General features: G+C 73.3%; 20 protein-coding genes. 9 read left to right on the top strand and 11 right to left on the bottom strand.

Features of this window, described 5'->3' with window-relative positions:
- Positions 1-5 precede the first annotated feature (5 nt).
- Both thrS and AC3EVP_RS23120 read right to left on the bottom strand, forming a co-directional pair.
- Entirely contained in the window at positions 6-1,283 is a 1,278-nt protein-coding gene (gene thrS, locus AC3EVP_RS23125; protein ID WP_435132564.1) for a threonine--tRNA ligase, read from the bottom strand.
- A 323-nt stretch (positions 1,284-1,606) separates the two neighbouring features.
- Complete coding sequence (locus AC3EVP_RS23120; protein ID WP_435132561.1) at positions 1,607-1,930, bottom strand: ArsR/SmtB family transcription factor; 324 nt, start codon at positions 1,928-1,930, stop codon at positions 1,607-1,609.
- A gap of 87 nt (positions 1,931-2,017) precedes the next feature.
- On the opposite strand from AC3EVP_RS23120, the gene AC3EVP_RS23115 reads away from it, so the two are divergent.
- Entirely contained in the window at positions 2,018-2,539 is a 522-nt protein-coding gene (locus AC3EVP_RS23115) for a nuclear transport factor 2 family protein (RefSeq protein ID WP_335979128.1), read from the top strand.
- 71 nt (positions 2,540-2,610) lie between these two features.
- Here AC3EVP_RS23115 and secY read toward each other — a convergent pair whose 3' ends face one another.
- The 4 genes from secY to AC3EVP_RS23095 form a co-directional block, all read right to left on the bottom strand.
- A complete protein-coding gene (gene secY, locus AC3EVP_RS23110) occupies positions 2,611-3,924 on the bottom strand; it encodes a preprotein translocase subunit SecY (protein ID WP_435132557.1) in 1,314 nt (437 codons plus the stop codon).
- A gap of 116 nt (positions 3,925-4,040) precedes the next feature.
- A complete protein-coding gene (locus AC3EVP_RS23105) occupies positions 4,041-5,099 on the bottom strand; it encodes an acyl-CoA dehydrogenase family protein (RefSeq protein WP_435132555.1) in 1,059 nt (352 codons plus the stop codon).
- A gap of 94 nt (positions 5,100-5,193) precedes the next feature.
- A complete protein-coding gene (locus tag AC3EVP_RS23100; protein ID WP_435132573.1) occupies positions 5,194-6,729 on the bottom strand; it encodes an MDR family MFS transporter in 1,536 nt (511 codons plus the stop codon).
- Between the two features lie 257 nt (positions 6,730-6,986).
- Complete coding sequence (locus tag AC3EVP_RS23095) at positions 6,987-7,601, bottom strand: cysteine hydrolase family protein (RefSeq protein ID WP_435132553.1); 615 nt, start codon at positions 7,599-7,601, stop codon at positions 6,987-6,989.
- A 129-nt stretch (positions 7,602-7,730) separates the two neighbouring features.
- Between AC3EVP_RS23095 and AC3EVP_RS23090 the strand changes: the two genes are divergently transcribed.
- Positions 7,731-8,297, top strand: coding sequence for a TetR/AcrR family transcriptional regulator (locus tag AC3EVP_RS23090; protein WP_435132550.1), 567 nt, complete (start codon positions 7,731-7,733; stop codon positions 8,295-8,297).
- Between the two features lie 17 nt (positions 8,298-8,314).
- Here AC3EVP_RS23090 and AC3EVP_RS23085 read toward each other — a convergent pair whose 3' ends face one another.
- Positions 8,315-8,887: a TetR/AcrR family transcriptional regulator gene (locus AC3EVP_RS23085; protein ID WP_335979137.1), complete on the bottom strand. Its 573-nt coding sequence runs from the start codon at positions 8,885-8,887 to the stop codon at positions 8,315-8,317.
- A 189-nt stretch (positions 8,888-9,076) separates the two neighbouring features.
- Here AC3EVP_RS23085 and AC3EVP_RS23080 point away from each other — a divergent pair, with 189 nt between their 5' ends.
- The 3 genes from AC3EVP_RS23080 to AC3EVP_RS23070 all read left to right on the top strand — a co-directional run bounded on the left by AC3EVP_RS23080 (position 9,077) and on the right by AC3EVP_RS23070 (position 11,147).
- A complete protein-coding gene (locus AC3EVP_RS23080; protein WP_435132547.1) occupies positions 9,077-9,889 on the top strand; it encodes an alpha/beta fold hydrolase in 813 nt (270 codons plus the stop codon).
- A 98-nt stretch (positions 9,890-9,987) separates the two neighbouring features.
- Complete coding sequence (locus AC3EVP_RS23075) at positions 9,988-10,413, top strand: organic hydroperoxide resistance protein (protein WP_435132545.1); 426 nt, start codon at positions 9,988-9,990, stop codon at positions 10,411-10,413.
- Between the two features lie 89 nt (positions 10,414-10,502).
- Complete coding sequence (locus tag AC3EVP_RS23070; RefSeq protein ID WP_435132542.1) at positions 10,503-11,147, top strand: TetR/AcrR family transcriptional regulator; 645 nt, start codon at positions 10,503-10,505, stop codon at positions 11,145-11,147.
- A gap of 39 nt (positions 11,148-11,186) precedes the next feature.
- Here the strand turns inward: AC3EVP_RS23070 and dmpG are convergent, their stop codons facing one another.
- Genes dmpG through AC3EVP_RS23055 form a run of 3 tightly spaced genes read right to left on the bottom strand, consistent with a single transcriptional unit; the run spans position 11,187 to position 13,995 of the window.
- Positions 11,187-12,236, bottom strand: a complete 1,050-nt coding sequence (dmpG, locus tag AC3EVP_RS23065) for a 4-hydroxy-2-oxovalerate aldolase (protein ID WP_435132539.1) — start codon at positions 12,234-12,236, stop codon at positions 11,187-11,189.
- Positions 12,233-13,180, bottom strand: coding sequence for an acetaldehyde dehydrogenase (acetylating) (locus AC3EVP_RS23060; protein ID WP_435132537.1), 948 nt, complete (start codon positions 13,178-13,180; stop codon positions 12,233-12,235). Before AC3EVP_RS23060 ends, dmpG begins: the two co-directional genes overlap by 4 nt.
- The gene (locus AC3EVP_RS23055; RefSeq protein WP_435132534.1) at positions 13,177-13,995 is read right to left on the bottom strand and encodes a 2-keto-4-pentenoate hydratase; all 819 of its coding nucleotides are present in this window, start codon (positions 13,993-13,995) and stop codon (positions 13,177-13,179) included. The genes AC3EVP_RS23060 and AC3EVP_RS23055 overlap by 4 nt, the downstream gene beginning before the upstream one ends.
- A gap of 180 nt (positions 13,996-14,175) precedes the next feature.
- Here AC3EVP_RS23055 and AC3EVP_RS23050 point away from each other — a divergent pair, with 180 nt between their 5' ends.
- The gene (locus tag AC3EVP_RS23050; protein ID WP_335979342.1) at positions 14,176-14,898 is read left to right on the top strand and encodes an IclR family transcriptional regulator; all 723 of its coding nucleotides are present in this window, start codon (positions 14,176-14,178) and stop codon (positions 14,896-14,898) included.
- A 41-nt stretch (positions 14,899-14,939) separates the two neighbouring features.
- On the opposite strand, the gene AC3EVP_RS23045 is transcribed toward AC3EVP_RS23050, so the two are convergent.
- Positions 14,940-15,524 (bottom strand): TetR/AcrR family transcriptional regulator, encoded by a 585-nt coding sequence (locus tag AC3EVP_RS23045; RefSeq protein WP_435132531.1) that lies wholly within the window; start codon positions 15,522-15,524, stop codon positions 14,940-14,942.
- A 260-nt stretch (positions 15,525-15,784) separates the two neighbouring features.
- On the opposite strand from AC3EVP_RS23045, the gene AC3EVP_RS23040 reads away from it, so the two are divergent.
- From AC3EVP_RS23040 to AC3EVP_RS23030, 3 genes are read left to right on the top strand one after another with little or no spacing between them, the layout of a single operon-like run.
- A complete protein-coding gene (locus AC3EVP_RS23040) occupies positions 15,785-16,576 on the top strand; it encodes an alpha/beta fold hydrolase (RefSeq protein WP_435132528.1) in 792 nt (263 codons plus the stop codon).
- Entirely contained in the window at positions 16,573-18,207 is a 1,635-nt protein-coding gene (locus AC3EVP_RS23035; protein ID WP_435132525.1) for an FAD-dependent monooxygenase, read from the top strand. The genes AC3EVP_RS23040 and AC3EVP_RS23035 overlap by 4 nt, the downstream gene beginning before the upstream one ends.
- Before the next feature lie 20 nt (positions 18,208-18,227).
- On the top strand, positions 18,228-20,330 hold the full coding sequence (locus AC3EVP_RS23030) for a hydantoinase/oxoprolinase family protein (protein ID WP_435132522.1): 2,103 nt from the start codon (positions 18,228-18,230) through the stop codon (positions 20,328-20,330).

Raw genomic sequence — 20,330 nt, 5'->3', positions numbered from 1 at the left:
CACCGTCACCCCGCGCCCGGCCCGTCCCACAGCCGCACCTCGTACGCGCCCACCAGCGCGGCCACCCGCGCCGCGAACTCGCGCCCGGGCAGCGGGTCGAGGCGCCGGCCGTCCCGCAGCCGCGGCGCGACCAGGCCGCCCGCCGCCTCCCGCGCCCCGACCACCGCCTGGTACGGCACCAGGCGCGCCCGGCGCACCCGCGCACCGAGACTGCCCTGCTCCGGGTCCGACACCTCCGCCCGCAACCCGAGCCCGGCGCAGCGCGCGGCGAACTCAGCGGCGGCACCGGCCTGTTCGGGCCCCACCGGCAGCACCGCGACCTGGAGCGGCGCCAGCCAGGCCGGGAACGCCCCGCCGTGCACCTCCACCAGCTGCGCCACCGCGCGCTCCACGCTCCCGACGACGCTGCGGTGCACCATCACCGGCCGGTGCCTTGCGCCGTCCGCGCCCACGTAGCCCAGGTCGAACCGCTCGGGCTGGTGGAAGTCGACCTGCACGGTGGACAGGGTCGACTCCCGCCCGGCGTGGTCGGCGACCTGCACGTCGATCTTCGGGCCGTAGAACGCGGCCTCGCCCCGCTCGGCCTCGTACGGCAGGCCGAGCCGGGCCAGGACGCCGACCAGCGCGTCGGTGGCGCGCTGCCACATCTCAGGCGCGGCCGCGTACTTGCCGCCCGGCCCCGGCAGCGACAGCCGGTAGCGCGCGGCACGCAGGCCCATCGCGGCGTACGCGGACGCGATCAGCTCCAGCGCGGCCGCGGCCTCCTGCTCCACCTGCCCGGGGGTGCAGAAGATGTGCGCGTCATTGAGCTGGATCGCCCGCACCCGGGTCAGCCCGCCGAGCACGCCCGACAGCTCGGCGCGGAACATCCCGCCCAGTTCGGCCATGCGCAGCGGCAGTTCGCGGTAGCTGCGGGACCGCGAGCGGTAGAGCAGCGCGTGGTGCGGGCACAGGCTCGGGCGCAGCACCATCTGCTCGCCGCCGACGTCCACCGGCGGGAACATGTCGTCGCGGTAGTGGGCCCAGTGCCCGGAGACCTCGTACAGCTCGCGCTTGCCGAGCGCCGGCGAGTACACGTGCCGGTAGCCCGCCGCGCGCTCCCGCCCGCGGATGTACTCCTCCAGCGCGTGCCGCACCGCGGCGCCGTCGGGCAGCCAGTACGGCAGTCCCGCGCCGATCAGCGGGTCACTGCCGAACAGGCCCAGCTCGCGGCCGAGTTCGCGGTGGTCGTGCACGGCTTCGTGCGAGGCTTGGTGCGAGGCCTCGTCCACAACTTCGTCCATGGTGTGCCGCCTTCCTGCGGTGGTGGGGTCGGCGGGGCGGCCCACCACGACAGCACGAAGCCCCGGGGCGGCTGCCCCGGGGCTTCGGACTGACAGACATCGATCAGCGCGCCGGGACACTCTCCGGCGTCGTCGTGGCGTTGATCGCGGCGCGCTTCATACCGGGGAACGTAACAGGCCCGCCGCACCGGCCGCCAACGCTTTTCCGCCGGCGGTCACGGCCGCGGTGCCGCTCCCGTGCGTCGCGCGGTACGGCCCCCGGGTGAGGACGGCCCCGCGCGGCTCTTCGGTCCCCCGCCGGCCCCGTACGAGCCGAGCCGCCGTCAGACGGTCTGCGGCGCGCCCTTCGCGATCAGGTCGAGGACGCCCGGGAACTCCCGCTCCAGTTCGGCGCGGCGCAGGACCGGGAACCGGTAGGCGCCCTCGGCCTGGCAGGTCGTGACGCCCGCGTTCAGCAGCTTGGTCAGGTGGTAGGAGCACGTCGAGGCCGGCAGTGACACCTGCTCCGCGATCTGGCCGGCCGTCCGCAGCTCGCCGTCGAGCAGGAGCCGCACGACCGCCAGCCGGCTCTCGTCGCCCAGCACTGCGAAGAGCCGGGCCAGGTCCGGCAGGGGCATGGGCGGTGACATGCGGGGTCTGCGCTGCATGGAGCCCATGGTAGCGTCGCAACCACATTTCCACACTCTTGGAAATGTGGTTGATGCGGCCCGGCATCGGGACACGCGAGGAGAGCCATGAGTGACGCCGACCGGATTCAGTACCTGTGCGACCGACTGGAGATCCAGGACAAGGTCGCCCTCTACGGCCTGGGGCAGGACCTGCACCAGGCCGACAGCGGGGACGCGGACGTCCTCGCGCAGTGGGGTCAGCTCTTCACCCCCGACGCCGAGATCGACGCGACCGCTGCCGGGGGCCGGGTCTTCGACCTCGCCGGCTACGCGGAGCTGATGCGCGGCAAGGGCCTCGTCGGCGGCAAGGAGGGCCTGGGGCTCTCCTTCGACGTCTGGCAGCACATCGAAGGGCACGCCACCGTCACCATCGACGGCGACACCGCGCACTCGATCGCCCCGCACTGGCACACGCACGTGAGCCGCGACGGCAGGAGCAACACCCACGCGGTGGGCTACTGGCACGACGACTGGGTCCGCACCCCCGACGGATGGCGGATTCGGCTGCGCCGCGTCGAGCACCTGTACTTCCAGACGTTCCCGGTCGTCCCGACCCCGCCGATGGTGGCCGGAGTCGACCCGGTCTGACACCGCCCGGGCACCGGGCCGCGCCCGCGCGCCGAACCCGCCCCGCCCCGGCGGGTCGGCGCGCCGCGCGCCTACCGCAGCAGGCCCTCGTAGTGGCGCTGCTGCAACTGGCTCTCGATCTGCTTCACCGTCTCCGTGCCCACCCCGACGATGATCAGGATGCTGGTCCCGCCGAACGGGAAGTCCTGGCTCGCCCCGGTCACGGCCAGCGCGACGGTGGGCAGCAGGGCGATCAGCGCCAGGTAAAGCGCGCCCGGCCAGGTGATCCGGTTGAGCACGTAGCTCAGATACCGCGCGGTCGCCCGCCCGGACCTGATCCCCGGCACGAAGCCCCCGTACTGCTTCATGGTGTCCGCGACCTCGTCCGTGTCGAAGCTGATCGCGACGTAGAAGAACGCGAAGAACACGATGAGCACGGCGTACACGACGACGTAGACGGGATGGTCGCCCCTGGTCAGATTCACGCCGACCCAGGTCTTCCACCCGGCGTCGCCGCCCGCGAACTGCGCGGCCAGCGCCGGGAGGTAGAGCAGCGACGAGGCGAAGATGACCGGGATCACGCCCGCCTGGTTCAGCTTCAGCGGGATGTACGTGGAGGTGCCGCCGTACGACCGGCGGCCGATGCTGCGCTTGGCGTACTGCACCGGGACACGGCGCTGGGCCTGCTCCACGAACACCACGAACCCGACGACGGCCAGCGCCACGGCGAGCACCCCGCCGAACTCGATCCAGCCGCCCGCCAGGGAGCCCTGCTTCCTGATCGCCCACAGCGCGGACGGGGTGGTGGAGGCGATCGAGACGAACATCAGGATCGACATGCCGTTCCCGATACCGCGGTCGGTGACCAGCTCGCCGAGCCACATGACCACGCCGGTGCCGGCCGTCAGGCAGACGACCATCGTCACCGTGGTGAAGACCGACTGGTCCGGGACGATGCCGCCGGAGACCGTGCAGGTGGAGAAGAGGCCGCCGCCGCGGGCGGTGGCCACCAGGCCGGTGCTCTGGAGGAGGGCGAGCGCCACCGTCAGGTACCGGGTGTACTGCGTGATCCTCGCGGTCCCGGCCTGCCCCTCCTTCTTGAGTGCCTCCAGCCGCGGGACGACCACGGTCAGCAGTTGCAGGATGATGCTGGCGGTGATGTACGGCAGGATGCCGAGCGCGAAGACGGTGATCTGGAGCAGCGCGCCGCCACTGAAGAGGTTGACCAGCCCGAACAGCCCCTGGCTGCCCGAGGTCTGGTCCAGGCACTGCCGGATCGCCCGGTAGTCGACGCCGGGGATCGGGATGTGGGTGCCCAGCCGGTACACCACGACGACGCCGAGCGTGAAGAGCAGCTTCCTGCGCAGGTCGGGCGTGGTGAATGCACGGGCGAACGCGGCGAACACGGTACCTCCGGCGATCCTGGGCGCGCGCGGGCGCCGTCGCGGGTCGGGACTGTCGGCAAAGGGGACTGTCGGCAAAGGGGAGCGGGACTGGCGTTCGGGCGCCGGCCCAGGTCGGATCAGGAGACCAGCGCGGTGCCGAGGTTCTCGGCGGCGAGGTAGCCGCAGAGCAGGGGATGGCGGCCGGCCACCGCGATGTCCCGCCAGTAGCGCTGCAAGGCGTTCGTCTCCCGGAAACCGGCGGCGCCGTGCAGGTCCAGCATGAGTTCCACGGCGTCCCGGCAGTCCTTGGCGGCATCCGCCATCCCCGCGCGCAGCCGCGCGCCCGCCGCCTCGTCCAGGTCCTCCCGCGTACTGTCCTGAGCGGTCGTCAGCGCGGTGCGCTCGGCCCGCTCCACCAGCCAGGCGGCCCTGGCCAGCCAGTGCCGGGCCCCGGGCGAGTCGCCCATGCCGGCGTAGCCCGTCATGTAGGGCTTGCGGCCGGACCGGAACATCTCCTCCACCGTGTCGAGCGCGCCCCGCGCGCCGCCCACCACCGGTGCGAGCAGGCACAGCGCGAAGAACAGCTGGTCCTGGCGCCGGGGCGGGCCGCCGGGTGCGATGCGGTGCGCGGGTATCAGCAGACCGTCGGCGACGAGCCGCTGGCTGCCGGTGCCGCGCATGCCCGCCATGTGCCAGTTGCGTTCGACGCGCAGGTCCCCGAGGGGCACGGCTGCGACGTGGTACGTGTCGTCGACCATCACCGCGAGGTTCGCCCACGCGGCCGCCTCGCACCCGGAGACGTTGTCCCACTGGCCGCTGACCCGTACCCCGCTGGCCTCCCGCACCCCGCGGCCGGACGGGTGGCCGGAGCCGCAGGCAAGGGAGTCCGGGTCGCCGAAGACCTCCTTGTGGGCGTCGGCGCCCAGACCCTGGGTGAGGAGCGTCTTGGCCGTGGCGGACGTGGCCGCGACCCATGCGGCCGACGGGCAGCCGCGCCCCAGTTCGGCGAGACGGCGCACCGCCGCCGGCGCGTCGGCCCACTCCCCGCCGTACTCGAGGGGCGTGCGCAGCGCCAGCGCCCCGCTGTCCCGCAGGACGTCGAGGCTCGCCGCCGCCGGCAGGCCGCGCTGCTCGGTCTCCTCGGCGTTGAGCCGCAGGATCTGCCCGGAGGGGGTGAGCGGTGAACTGTTCATCATGGAAACGCGATCCCATCTGTGGTGGACGTGCGGGTACCGACGACGGCCGGCCGCCTGTGCGGGGGAAGCCGTCGCGCGTGAAGGGGTGCGGGAGTTACGGAGTCGGTTCGTCCGCGGGCCGCTCCGGGCCGCCGGACGAGCGCAGCGGCACCTCCTTGATGAAGAGGGTCACCAGGAGGGCGAGCAGCGCGATCGGGGCGACGTACAGGAAGACGTCCCCGATGCCGTGGCCGTAGGCGCCCTCCAGCCAGTCGCGGACGGCGTGCGGCAGCGCGGCGGGGTCGGGCAGTTCGCCGCCACCGGACGCCTTCGCGGCCGCGGCCCGGTCCTGCGGGCCGAGCCGGCCGATGGTGCCGGCGGCGTGGTCGCCGATCCTGGTGGTGAGCACCGAGCCGAGCACCGAGACGCCCACCGCGCCGCCGAGCGAGCGGAAGAAGGTCACGGTGGACGACGCCGCGCCGAGGTCGTCGGCGGACACCTGGTTCTGCGTGCACAGCACCAGGTTCTGGAGGGTCGTACCGACGCCGAGCCCCATCAGCGCCATGCCGCCGGCGACGTACGCGTACGGGGTGTCGTACCGCAGCGCGCCCAGCAGGGACACGCCCGCCGTCAGCAGGACGCCGCCCGTCACCAGCCAGGCCTTCCAGCGGCCGGTGCGGCTGATGAACCGTCCGGAGACGGTGGAGGAGACGAACAGGCCGGCGATGAACGGGATCGTCATCAGGCCCGACATGGTCGGTGTCGCGCCGCGGGCGAGCTGGAAGTACTGGCTGAAGAACACGGTGCCCGCGAACAGCGCGACGCCGACGAAGAGCGAGGCGCCGGACGCCAGCGCGACGGTGCGGTTGCGGAACAGGCGCAGCGGGACGACCGGTTCGGCGGCCTTCGTCTCGACGAACAGGAAGACGAGCGCCAGTACGGCCGACGCGCCCACCAGCGCGCAGGTCTGCCAGGACAGCCAGGCGTACCTGTCGCCGGCGAAGGTGACCCAGATGAGCAGCGCGCACACGGCGGCGGTGACGAAGAAGGCGCCGGCCCAGTCGACGGTGGCCTTCCGCCGGGGCACCGGCAGGTTGAGCGTGCGCTGGAGCACGACCAGCGCGATGACGGCGAAGGGCACGCCGACGAACAGGCACCAGCGCCAGCCGAGCCAGGAGGTGTCGGTGATGACGCCGCCGATCAGCGGGCCGCCCACGGTGGCGACGGCGAAGGTCGCGCCCAGGTAGCCGGAGTAACGGCCGCGCTCGCGCGGGGAGATCATCGCGGCGAGCACGATCTGCCCGAGGGCCGACAGCCCGCCGACCCCCAGGCCCTGGACGACCCGCGCGGTGATCAGCGTGGTGGGGTTCTGCGCGAGGCCGGCGATCAGGGAGCCGGTCACGAAGACGACCAGCGAGGACTGGACCAGGACCTTCTTGCTGAACTGGTCGGCGAGCTTGCCCCACAGGGGCGTGGAGGCGGTCACGGCGAGGAGCGAGGACGTGACGACCCAGGTGTAGGCGCTCTGGCCGCCGCCGATGTCGCCGATGATCCGCGGCAGCGCGTTGGTGACGACGGTCTCCGACAGGATGGCGCAGAACAGGCCGAGCAGCAGTCCGGACAGGGCGCGCATGATCTGCGGATGGGCCATCGGCTCAGGCGCGCCCCCGTCCTTGCGAGGGGTGCGCGAGGGCACACCTGTTTCAGGCAGGGTGGGCATGGGTTTTCCTCACGTGGTGGGCAGCCCGGGTCGAGCGCGGCGCGTCGGGTCGCGCCGAACGCCCTTGCCCGGGGCTCGCCCAGTCACCCTACCAAGAAAATGAGGCAGAACGTTCTGTCTCTTAAAAACGGTACGAGGAAGCCCTGCCCACGAGCGGTGTGGCGGCTCCCGCTCGCGCGAGCGGCGCGTCAGCGCGCGTGCGCCAGGGAGTCGGCGACCTCGTCGGCGGTCGCGATCCGGTGGGCGTAGCGAGGCCAGTTGAGCTCGATCGTCGCGCGCTGCATCGCTCGCGTGAACGTGGCCACCGCGTCGGACACGAAGGTCACGTGGTAGCCCTTCTCGACGGCGTCGCGGCCGGTGGAGTCCACGCAGGTGTTGGTGGTCAGGCCGCAGAGGATCAGGTGGTCGATGTCGCGCTGGCGGAGCTGCGTGTCCATGTCCGTGCCGTGCAGCGCGTCGAAGGTCTTGTGCGGGGTGACCACGACCTCGCCGTCGACGGGTGTGAAGTCGGGGTGGAACTCGGCGCCCCAGCTCCCGGCCTGGAAGAGCTGGGCGTGGGCCATGCCGTCGTGGCTGGGGGTGCGGTGGTGCCAGGGGCCGTAGTCCCACGGCTGGGTCACCATCGGCGCGTGCAGCACCTGGACGCCGGCGGCGCGCGCCGCCTCCAGGGTCCGCTTCATGTTCGGCACCGTGCCGACCTCCTCGCAGACCTCGCGCAGCCCCGGCCACGCCTTGCCGTGCTCGGAGATGAAGTCGTTGGTGGCGTCGACGAGGACGAGGGCGGTGCGTGCGCGGGTGTACATGGTCTTCCTTCCGCTTGTGTCGGTCCGGGCGCCGGCGGCCCGGCGCATTAGCTCGTACGGTCATACTAGCAACGCTGCTCGCTCGTACGTACGTCCTGGTAGCGTGGGGAGACAGGCGAGGAGGGTGTGATGGGGCGGCGGACGGACACGCGGGACCGCATCATCCGCGCGTCGATGCGGGCCATGCGCGAACAGGGGTACGGCGCGACCGCCATCAGCGACATCGTGAACGCGTCGGGTGCCCCGCGCGGGTCCGTGACCTTCCACTTCCGCGGCGGCAAGGACGAGATCGCCGCCGAGGTGGTCGCCCTGCGGACCGCTCAGCTGCTGGAGCGGATCGAGGCGACCGCGGCCGGCGCCGGCTCGGCCGCGGACTTCGTGGCGGCGTGCGTCGACGCGGTCGCCGCGGAGTTCGCCGGGTCCGGCTTCACCGCCGGGTGCCCGGTCGTGCCCATCTGCATCGAGCGCTCCACCCGGGCGCCCGAACTCCGGGACGCGGGAGCCGACTTCTTCCGGGCGTGGCGAGGGTCACTGGCCCGTCACCTCGCCGCGCGCGGGATCGACGCCTCGCGCGCCGACCGCGTGGCCACGCTCGCCGTCAGCGCGGTCGAAGGGGCCCTCGTCATCAGCCGCGCCGAGCAGAGCGTGGACGCCCTCCTCGCCGTTCGCGACGAACTGCGGCTGCTGCTCGCCTGAGGCCGTGTCAGCGGCGGTCAGCCGGCCGGGCGGTGGAGGATCGCCTGGCAGCCGCGCAGGAAGGAGCCGGCCGCGCCCGCGGGGTCGCCGAGGTATCCGGAGACCATGGCGCCGTCGCGCAGCACCATCAGGTCCTCCGCGGCGGCGGCCTGCTCCGCCAGCCCGAGCGGCGCGATGAGCTGCTCGAAGGTCTTCGTGTACCAGGCCCGGTGCGCCTGGACGACCTGGCGTACGGCGCCGGCCGGATCGGGGTACTCCGCGGCCGCGTTGATGAAGGCGCAGCCGCGGAAGCCCGGGCTGCACGCCATGGCGCCGATCGCCTCCGCGATCAGCCGCAGCGCCGTGTCGATGTCGCCGCCGGCCCGGGCGATCACCGCGTCGATGGCCTCGCGCTCCAGTGCGGCGCGCCCCTCCAGGTAGGCCACCACCAGGTCGTCCTTCGTCCTGAAGTGGCGGTAGAAGGTCACCTTCGTGGTGCCGACCCGCTCGATGATCCGGTCCGCGCTCACCGCCCGCAGGCCGTGTGCGTAGAAGAGTTCGGTGGCCGCGTTGATCAGGCGTTCTCGTACCGGCACGTTCACATCGCTCATGGTACGGGCTCCTCTCGCCTTGCCCCGGGCGGTTCCGTATGGCACTGTGTCCCTCGTCGGTAGAGTTACTAGTTAGTCTACCTGGCGGAGGGGCGGAAGCCCATGGCATCGGCGCGGTCGCAGGGGACGACTCTCCCGCGCCGAGGGATCACCCCCTCCCCCCACGCCTCGCTTGAGAAGGGCTCCACCATGCGTATCCGTCTCTCCCGCCGTACCGCACTCGCCGGCGCCGGTGCCGCCGCCGCTGCCGCGCTGATCGGCGCGACCCTGCTGCCCGGCGTCGCCGACGCCGCCGACCACGGCGCCGGCCCGCGCGCCCAGCAGCCCAAGCCGACCGTCGTCCTGGTGCACGGGGCGTGGGCCGACTCGTCCAGCTGGTCGTCGGTCATGACCGAACTGCGCCACGACGGCTATCCGGTCCGCGCCATCGCCAACCCCCTCCAGGGGCTGACCGGCGACTCGGCGTACGTCTCCAGCTACCTGTCCACCATCAAGGGCCCGGTCGTCCTGGTCGGCCACTCCTACGGGGGCGCGGTGATCACCAACGCCGCCGCCTCGGACCCCGAGGTCAAGTCCCTCGTCTACATCGCGGGCTTCATCCCCGAGAAGGGCGAGACGGTCGGCGACCTCGCCGCCAGGACCACGCCGTCACTGCCGCTGATCTCGACCCAGGTCCCGGGCGGCACCGAGGTGTCCATCGACCCGGCGCACTTCCGGCAGTTCTTCGCGGGCGACGTGGACCCGGACACCGCCGCCGACCTGGCCGCGGCCCAGCGCCCGGCCAACACCAGGGCGGTCACCGACCCCAGCGCCGAAGAGGCCTTCCGCACCATCCCCTCCTGGGACCTGGTCACCCTCGAGGACCACGCGATCGCCCCGGGCGTCCAGCGCTTCATGGCCGCACGCGCGCACGCGCACGTCAGCGAGGTGAAGGCCTCCCACGCGGTCATGGTCAGCCGGCCCGCAGCCGTCACCAAGATCATCGAGCAGGCCGCGCGCTGAGCCCGCTCGATCCCGGCGCGGTCCCGACCGGACCGTCGCCCGCCTTCCCGCACCACCCCACCGCACCCCACCGAGACACCATCGAGGAGAACCTGATCATGAGTCAGTCACTGGACGTCCTGTACGTCGCCGTCGCCACCGCGGAGAACGGCCGGGACGGCCGCGTCGCCACCGACGACGGCAAGCTGGACGTCGTCGTCAACATGCCCCAGGCGATGGGCGGCAGCGGCGCCGGCACCAACCCCGAGCAGCTCTTCGCGGCCGGCTACAGCGCCTGCTTCCAGGGCGCGCTCGGCCTCGTCGCCCGGCAGGCCGGCGTCAGCATCACCGGCTCGCTGGTGACCGCGCGCGTCAGCATCGGCAAGACCCACGACGGCGGCCTCGGCCTGGCCGTCGAGATGCAGGTGTCGCTGCCGGGCGTGGACCCGGCCGTCGCGGGCGGACTGGTGGAGAAGGCACACCAGGTGTGCCCGTACTCCAACGCCACGCGCGGCAACATCGACGTGGCGCTGAGCCTCGTCTGACGGCCGACCGGCCGACCGGCCGACCGGCGGGGCGACAGGCAGGGACCGTGCCCGGGGGAGCGGCCCCTGCCTGCCCCTATCATTGACGGGTGGTGAAGGAAACCGACCCCGCGACGACCGGCGCCCCCGTGAGCAGCCGCGGCGCCATCCTGGACGCCGCACGGGTCCTCGTCACCAGCCGCGGGTACGACGGCATGTCGATCTCGGACCTGACCGCCCGGTCCGGGCTGCCGGCCAGTTCGATCTACTACCACTTCGGGAACAAGCTCGGCGTCCTCGCGGCCCTGCTGGAACGCACCTTCGACGAACTGCACGCCGCATTCCCGAACCCCTCGTCCTACGACGGCCACGAACCGCTCGAACGCTTCGAGAAGTGGGTCACCGCGGCCTGTGCCTCCCTCGACGAGCGGCCGGAGTACCTGCGCATCCTGCTGGCCATCAGCGTCGGCCCGCACAAGGACGCGGAGTCGGTGCTGACCACGGTGCGGCGTATCCGCGCCTACGCCCGCGCCTCGTGGGTGGAAGCCCTCACGCCCGTGCTCGCGCCGGACGGCAAGGAGGCCGACGGGGCGCTCGTGGACCGGATCGCCGTGCTCGGCCAGGCCATGATCGACGGGCTCGCGGTGACCAACAGCTTCGACGGCGCCGCCTACAGCGCGCAGGTCGGCGGCATCGTCGCCCTGGTCCGCGGCCTCGCGGAGCAGCGGGGCCGCGGACCGGCGCACGTCTCCTGACGGCGCACGCCTCCTGACGGCGCGGGCCGGACCGGGGCGTCAGAACCCGGTCGACGTCGAAGTCGAAGGCGACGAGGCAGGCGCGGCGGCAGCGGCGAGGTCGAGGGCGATGTCGGTGATCATGTCCTCCTGCCCGCCCACCAGTTGGCGCCGCCCGACCTCGACGAGGATGGCCCGGGTGTCGACGCCGTAGCGCCGGGACGCGGCCTCGGCGTGCCGCAGGAAGCTGGAGTACACCCCGGCGTAGCCGAGGGTGAGCGTCTCGCGGTCCACCCGCACCTCCCGGTCCTGGAGCGGGCGCACCAGGTCGTCGGCGGCGTCCATCAGCGGGAAGAGGTCACAGGCGTGGTCCAGGCCCATCAGGTCGGCGACGGCCACGAACGCCTCCAGCGGGCAGTTGCCGGCCCCCGCGCCCTGCCCCGCCAGCGACGCGTCGATCCGCACCGCGCCGTTCTCGACGGCGACGACGGAATTGGCCACGCCGAGACCGAGGTTGTGGTGGGCGTGGATGCCCAACTCGGTGGCCGGGTCGAGGACGTCGCGGTAGGCGCGGAAGCGGTCGCGCACCCCGTCCATGGTCAGGCGCCCGCCGGAGTCGGTGACGTAGACGCATCCGGCGCCGTAGGACTCCATCAGCTTTGCCTGGCGGGCGAGTTCGGCCGGTTCGGCCATGTGGGACATCATCAGGAAGCCGGCCACGTCCATGCCCGACTCGCGGGCGGCGGCGATGTGCTGGGCGGAGATGTCGGCCTCGGTGCAGTGGGTGGCCACCCGCACCGACCGGATGCCCAGCGCGTGGGCCTGCTTCAGGTCGCGCAGGGTGCCGATGCCGGGCAGGAGCAGCGTGGTGGGCACCGCGCGGGTCACGGCGCCGCAGACGGCCTCGATCCACTCCCAGTCGGTGTGGGCACCGATGCCGTAGGTGATGCTGGAGCCGGACAGGCCGTCGCCGTGGGCGATCTCGATCGCGGCGACCCCGGCGGCGTCCAGGGCGGTGGCGATGGTGCGGGCCTGGTCCACGGTGTAGCGGTGCCGGACGGCGTGCATGCCGTCCCTGAGGGTCACGTCCTGCACGTACAGCGACGTCATCGGGTCGCCGCCTTTCCGGAGCGGTGCGCGGCCAGGCGCTCGGCGGTGCGCAGCGCGGCCGAGGTCATGATGTCGAGGTTGCCGGCGTAGGCGGGCAGGTAGTGGGCGGCGCCCTCCACTTCGAGGAACACCGACACCTTCGCGGCCTGCCCCGAGCGCATGGCGGCCGGCAGCAGCGAGCGCAGCGGGTCGTCGCCGGGCACCCGGTCGAACTGCACCTTCTGCTTCAGCCGGTAGCCCGGTACGTAGGTCCGGACGCGCTCGGCCATCTCCTGCACCGACGCGGTGACCGCGGCGTCGTCGCAGTCGCCGACCAGGCAGTGCACGGTGTCGCGCATGATCAGCGGGGGGTCGGCCGGATTGAGCACGATGACCGCCTTGCCGCGCGCGGCGCCGCCGACCTTCTCCACGGCCGAGGCGGTGGTCTCGGTGAACTCGTCGATGTTGGCCCGGGTGCCGGGGCCGGCCGAGCGGGAGGCGATCGAGGCGACGATCTCGCCGTAGTGCACCGGCGTGACGGCGGCGACCGCGGCGACGACGGGGATGGTGGCCTGGCCGCCGCAGGTGACCATGTTGACGTTGCCGGCGTCCAGGTGCGCCTCGCCGTTGACCGGTGGCACCACGTACGGGCCGAGCGCGGCGGGGGTGAGGTCGACGACCGTACGCCCCAGCGCGCGCAGCACCCGGTCGTGGCGCCGGTGGGCGCCGGCGGAGGTGGCGTCGAAGACGAGGGACACGTCCGCGAACTCGTCCATGGCCACCAGCCCGTCGACGCCCTCGTGGGTGGTGGCGACCTTCAGCCGGCGGGCGCGGGCCAGGCCGTCGGACGCGGGGTCGATGCCGGCCATGGCGGCGATCTCCAGGGTCTCCGACAGCCGCAGGATCTTGATCATCAGGTCGGTGCCGATGTTGCCGGACCCGATGACGGCGACCTTCGCCGTCATGCGCCGGCTCCTTGCGGGGCGGCGGTCGCGAACTCGGCGCCCACCGTGCCGAGGCCGTCGATGCGGGCGCTGAACGTGTCGCCCTCGGCGGCGGCCACCATCGGGCCCAGCGCGCCGGTCAGGACGATCTCGCCGGCCCGCAGCGGGTCGCCGAGCCGGCTGAGGGTGGCGGCGAGCCAGAGGGCGGCGGTCAGCGGGCTGCCCAGGCAGTCGGCGCCGGTGCCCTGGGAGGCCGTCTCGCCGTTCTTCGCCAGGGTCATCCGCGCGGCGCGCAGGTCGACCCGGTCGAGCGGCACCGGTGTGCCGCCCAGGACGAACAGGCCGCAGGAGGCGTTGTCGGCCACGGTGTCCACGAGGGTGATGTCCCAGCCGGCGATACGGCTGTCGACGATCTCCAGCGCGGGCAGCGCGAACGCGGTGGCCCGCAGCAGGTCGGCCGCGGTCGGCTCCCGGTGCGGCAGGTCGGCGCCCAGCACCAGCGCGACTTCCGCCTCCACCTTGGGCTGGAGCAGCCGCCCGGCGGCGACCGGCTGTCCCTCGGGCACCGCCATGTCGGCGAAGAGCACGCCGAAGTCGGGCTGGTCGACGCCGAGTTGGCGCTGTACGGCGGGCGAGGTCAGGCCGATCTTGCGGCCCACCGGCCGCCGCCCCTCGGCCACGGCGCGGGCGACGTGCCGGCGCTGTACGGCGTAGGCGGCCTCGAGGTCCGCGGGCGGCAGGAGCGAGCGCACCGGGGGGCAGGGCGTTCCGGTACGGGCGGCTTCCGCCAGCACGGCGGCCGCCTCGGCCACACCGTCGGGGCCGGGGGCGGTCATGGCCGTCCGCCGTTGACGGCGGGGCGGCGGTGCGGGGCAGGCATCAAGGGTTCCTCCGGGAAGGGGAGTCGCGGGACCGGCGCTGGGGTGGCCGACCGCCGGGGCGTTTCCCAGGTATAGGAGGAGGCTTTCGGGACCGGCAAAATATGTTCCATGACACGGAACAGCAGCCAGGGGAACATGCTCGACAAGGCGGCGGCCGTCCTGGAGTGCTTCCAGCCGGACGGCGGCGCGTTCCGTCTCACGGACATCGCCGCCCGCACCGGGCTGGCCAAGACGACCGCGTTCCGGCTCTGCGCGGACCTGGTGCGCCTCGGCCTGCTCGACCGGGACGGCGACGGCTACCGGCTCGGCGGCAAGCTGTTCGAGCTGGGCTCACTGGTGCCGCGCCGCTTCCACCTGCGCGAGGTGGCGCTGCCCTTCCTCCAGGACCTGTTCGAGGCCACGCACGAGACCGTGCACCTCGGCATCCGGGAGGGGCGGGAGGTGGTCTATGTGGAGCGCATCCACGGCCACCGGGCGCCGGTGTTGCCCTCCCGGATCGGCGGCCGGCTGCCGCTGACGTGCACCGGGGTCGGCAAGGCGCTGCTGGCGTTCGCCGGCGAGGAGCTGATCGAGGAGGTGCTGGCGGCGCCCCTGCCCCGGCTGACCCCGCACTCGGTCACCGACCCGGCGCGGCTGCGCACCCTCGTCGGCCAGATCCAGGCGGCCGGCCTCGCCCACGAGGAGCAGGAGGCCGCTGTCGGCGTGTGCTGCATCGCCTCGCCGGTCTTCGACGGGGCGACCGCCGTCGCCGCGCTGTCGGTGGCCGTGCCCCGCGCCCGCTTCCGCTCGGCCCGACTGGCGCCGGCGGTTCGGACCGCGGCCCTCGGGCTGTCCCGCGCGCTGCGTTCGGGCAGGTGAGGAGGTGGTGACGAGGTGACGGCCGCCCGCGGCCCAGCGGTTCAGGCGCCGCGGACCCGCAGCAGGCCGTCGACGCCGTCGAGGAAGGTCTCGGAGATCAGCTGGGGGTCGAAGAGGCAGCCGGCGGCCATCGCCCCGTCGCGGAGCATCACCAGGTGCCGCCCGGCGGCGTCGGCGGGGCCCTCGCCCGCCTGCGCGATCAGGTCGGTGAGGGTCTGGAGGAACCAGTCCCGGTGGGCCATGACGGCCTGGTGGATCGGGTGGGACGGGTCGGGGTACTCGGCGACGGCGTTGAGGAAGGCGCAGCCGCGGAACCCGGGGGAGCGGATGCCGTCGGTGATGGACCGGGCGACGGCCCGGATCTGCTCGCGCGGCGACGGGCTGCTCCCGACGGCCTCGGCGACCTGCGCCCGGATGCCCTGGTCGGCCTGGGCGAGGTAGGCCAGGACGAGTTCCTCCTTGCCCGGGAAGTGCCGGTACAAGGTGGCCCGGGTGACCTTGGCCTCCGCGACGATCCGGTCCACGCCGACGGAGTGGATTCCCTCGGTGTAGAAGATCCGCGTGGCCGTGTTCAGCAGCCGGGCTCTCGCCTCCGAGGTGCTGCCACCGTCTGTACTCCGACTCATGGTGCCCAGACTAACAAACGGCAGAACGTTCGGTCTCGGCCAGGTCCGCTAGTCAGAGAGAACGTTCTGTCTTGACAGCGTGGCCGGGCCGTTGTCATCCTGAGGCGCGTCGGGCGGGGCCGCTCCTGCTGGTCAACGCCTCGGCCGCATCGTAGAGTGAACGCTACATACAGACGGGTGGTCCGCGCCCGGCGCAGCTCCCGGCGCCGCCCCGTCCGCTCGCAGGCGCACACGACCGTCGCAACGAAGCGAGGTTTGCCTTGAACGTTCCCGAGCCCGGCAGGCGGGGCCACGCCACTGCCTCGACCGGGCCCCCGCTCGTCCTGTTGCACGGCGGCGGACCGGGCGTCGACGCCGACAGCAACTGGGCGGCCGTGCGCACCCGGCTCGCGGCGGACTTCCGCTGCCTGGCCCCCGACCTCCTCGGCTTCGGCACGCGGATCGCCGGCACCGGCGGGCTCGCGGGCCCGCGCGCCTGGGCGGCGGCCAGGGCCCGGCAGATCGTGGACCTCCTCGACCGCCACGGCATCGAACGCGCGCACCTGGTCGGCAACTCCGCCGCGGGCGGCGCCGCCGCGCTGGCCCTGCTGGCCCGGGCACCCGACCGGATCGGGCGCGCGGTGCTGATGGGCGGCGCGGGCACCGGGCCGCTGCCGGCGAAGGTGCCCTTCTACGACGACCCGACCCTGGCGTCCATGCGCGCCACCCTCGGCCGGCTGGTCGCCGACGAGGCCGGCCACGAGGCGCTGCTCGGTGAACTCGCCGTCATCCGGCTGCGGCAGGCACTGCGCCCGGGCGCCGAGCAGGCGTTCCGGTCGATGTTCACCGAGGTCGTGGGCGGCCCGCCGCCCCCCGACCCCGCCACGATCGTCCACCCGGTCCTCGCGCTGCACGGGGAGCGCGACCGCGTCTCGCCGGTCGAGGTCTCCCGGCGCATGGCCGACGCCCTTCCCGACGCCCGGCTGGAGGTCGTGGCCGGCGCGGGGCACTGGATACACGTCGACCGGCCGGACACGTTCCACCGCCTGGTAGGGGAGTTCCTGAGCGCATGACAGAGCCCATCAGCAGCAATACACCGGAGCAGGCCGGGGTGCTGATCGTCGGCGCCGGGCCGGCCGGTCTGACCCTCGCCCTCGACCTGGCCGGGCGCGGCGTGCCCTGCCACGTCGTGGAAGCCACCGAGGAACGCGGCGCCAACCCCCGCTGCAACACCACCTCGGCCCGGTCGATGGAGATCTTCCGGCGGCTCGGCCTCGCGGACGACATCCGGCGGGCCGGCCTGCCCCAGGACCACCCCACGTCGATCCACTACCGGACCACCCTGAACGGCGAGGAGATCTACCGGCTCGACCTGCCCGCATCCCGCGACGTCCTGGACGGGGCGGGCAAGCAGGACTGGCCCACCCCGGAGCCCCAGCACCGCATCTCCCAGCTCTTCCTCGAACCGATCCTGGAGCGGCGCGCGACCGCGCTGCCGGGCGTCACCCTCGAGCGCGGCACCCGGCTGGTCGGGCTGCGTCCGTACGACTCCCACGTCGAAGCGGTCGTGGAGAGCGCCGGCGCGCTGCGCACCCTGCACTGCGCCTACGTGGTCGGCTGCGACGGCGCCCGCAGCACCGTCCGGCGCCAACTGGGCATCCGCTACGAGGGCGTCGACGCGATCCAGCAGTTCGTCTCGACGCTCTACCGCTCGCCCGCCCTCGGGCGGCTGGCCGCGCGGGACCGGGCGTGGACGTACTGGACGTACGGCCGCCGGATCTCCTCGCTGATCGCCATCGACGGCGGCGAACTGTGGCTGCACCACGTCGCCTTCGGCCCCGAGCACGACACCGGGGCCGAGGACCCCGAAGCGCTCCTGCGGGACGCGGTGGGGGAGAGCGTCCCGCACGAGGTGCTGGGCGTGGTGCGATGGACCGGCCGCCGCCTGGTCGCCCAGCGCTACCGGGAGCGGCGGGTGTTCCTGGCCGGGGACGCCGCGCACCTGTGGATACCGGTCGGCGGCTTCGGCATGAACGCCGGCATCCAGGACGCGGAAGCGCTGGGCTGGATGCTCGCCGCCCTCCACCACGGGTGGGCGCCGGCGGAGCTGTTGGACGCCTACGAGCTGGAACGCAAGCCGGTGGGCGAACAGTTCGCCCGTGCGGTGGGCGCCGCTGCGCACCAGGCGTTCGCGGACTTCCCGCCCGGCATCCACCGGCCCGGCGCCGAAGGCGCGCGGGCCAGGGCCGAGTTCGCGCGCCGGCTCGCGGTCAGCGAGCCGCCCCGGTACTCACCCGACGGCTTCAGCTTCGGCTACCACTACGCGGGCTCGCCCCTGGTGGTCGGCGGCCAACAGCAGCCGGACATCGCCATGGGGACGTACCTGCGGCGGGCGCAGCCCGGCTTCCGGCTGCCGCACGCCTGGCTCGACGACGACCGGTCCGTGCTCGACGTGCTCGGCCCCGGCTTCACCCTGCTGCGCACCGACCCGGGCGTCAGCACGGCGGCCTGGAAGGCGGCGGCCGGCGCGCTGGGCGTGCCCCTTTCGGTGGCCGACCTGCCCGCGGAGCACTCCGACCGCTATCCGGCCGAGCTGCTGCTCGTACGACCCGACAGCCACGTGGCCTGGATGGGCGGGGCGGACGCCGACCCCGGCGCACTGCTGCACACCGCCACCGGGCGGGCCGCCGCCCGCCGGCCGTAGAGACCATCAGGAGAGGGCACATGTCATACGCACTGGGCATCGACGTCGGCGGCACGTTCACCGACGCGGTCGCCTCGGACGGTGCCGGCCGGATCGTGTCGGCCAAGACACCGACGACACCCCCGCACCGCGAGACCGGAGTCATGCGCGCGATCGAGGACATCGCGGGCGAGCTCGGCATCGACGTCCGCGAACTGCTCACGCAGACCGACTACATCGCGCACGGCACGACCGCGTCGATCAACGCCCTCGTCCAGGGCCAGGTCGCCGATGTCGGCCTGATCGCCACTAAGGGCCACCGGGACGCGATCTACATCATGAACGCCGAGGGCCGCACCCTCGGCCGCTCGGCCCACGAGGTCCAGGACACCCTGCGGCAGCGCAAGCCCGCCCCGCTGATCCCGAAGTACCGGGCGCTGGAGGTCACCGAGCGGATCGACCACGCCGGCAAGGTCCTGGTCCCGCTGGACGAGGACGAGGTCCGCAGCGTCGCCCGGACCCTGGTGGACCAGGGCGTCGAGGCGATCGCGGTCTGCCTGCTGTGGTCGTTCAAGAACGACGCCCACGAGCGGCGGGTGCGCGAGCTGGTCCACGAGGTCGCCCCGGACCTGTACGTCACGCTCTCCTCGGAGGTCATCCCCCGCATCCGGGAGTTCTCACGCACCTCCACGACGATCATGAACGCCCAGATCGGACCGCGGCTGCGCACCTATCTCCTCCCGCTCCAGCGGCAGTTGGAGGAGCGCGGGCTCAAAGGGCCGCTGCTGGTCATGCAGAGCGAGGGCGGCACCATCACCGCCGACCGGGCGCCCGAGCACGCCATCACCACCGTCGGGTCGGTGCTGTCCGGCGGCGTCATCGGCGGGACGCGGCTGGCCCAGCAGCTCGGGCACCGCAACGTCATCACCACCGACGTCGGCGGCACCACCTTCCTCGCGGGCCTCATCGTCGACGGCGAGCCGGTGATGGCGCCGGGGTCCGTCGTCAACCAGTTCCCGATCAACGCGGCGACCATCCGCGTGCACACCATCGGCTCCGGCGGCGGCGCCCTGGCCTGCGTGGACCGCGGCGGCAACCTGCGGCTGGGACCGCAGAGCGCCGAGGCCGTCCCGGGCCCGGCGTGCTACGGCAACGGCGGCACCCGCCCGACCAACACGGACGCGAACCTGGTCCTGGGCATCCTCGGCCCGGGCGGGCTGCTGGGCGGCCGCAAGCCGCTGCGGACGGACCTGGCCCGCGAGGCGATCCGCGCACACGTCGCCGAACCGCTCGGTCTGACCGTCGAGGAAGCCGCCATCGCCATCCACGAAGTGCAGAACGCGCAGGCGGGCGACCTGCTGCGGCGCGCCGTGGTGCAGGCCGGCCACGACCCCCGCGACTTCGTCGTCTACGCCTTCGGCGGCGCCGGACCCGCCCACTGCGCGGGCTACTGCCAGGACCTGGGCGTCAGCGAGATCGTCATCCCGCTCGGGCCGGTCGCCTCCGCCTTCTCCGCGTACGGGCTCGCCGCCTCGGACATCGCGATGAGCGCCGAACTGTCCGACCCGTCCGCCTTCCCGGTCGACCCCGGCGTGCTCGCCGCGCACTACGCCCGCCTGGAAGCCGACCTGCGCGACGCCCTGGCCCGGCAGCAGGTGGCGTTCCAGGACGTGGTGCTCCAGCGCGAGATCGACCTGCGGTACTCCATGCAGGTCACCGAACTCGCCACGCCCGTGCCGGACACGGAGTTCACCGAGCACACCGCCGGCGAGATCCTGGCGCGCTTCGAGGAGAACTACGAGCGGATCAACGGCAGCGGCGCCGGCTACCGCGAGGCGGGTGTGCAGGCGATCACCTACCGGGTGCGGGCCAAGGCCGCACTCGGCTTCCCCGTCGAACTCCCCGCCGTCCCCGAGGCCGCGGGCCCCGACCCGGCCGAGGCACTGCTCGGCACGCGCGAGGTCTGCCTGGACTCCCGGACCGGCTACGTGCCCACCCCCGTCTACGACTACGCGTCGCTGCGCGCGGGCCACGAACTCGTCGGGCCGGCCATCGTCGACGTGCCGACCACGGTGGTCGTGGTCCCCGCCGGGGCCACCGGCCGCGTCGACCGCCTCGGCAACCTTGTTCTGCGCTACCAGTGA

The organism is Actinacidiphila sp. bgisy144 (genome assembly GCF_057708105.1).
Note: the sequence above shows the minus strand (reverse complement) of the source record. Positions and strands in the feature narration are given on the sequence as shown.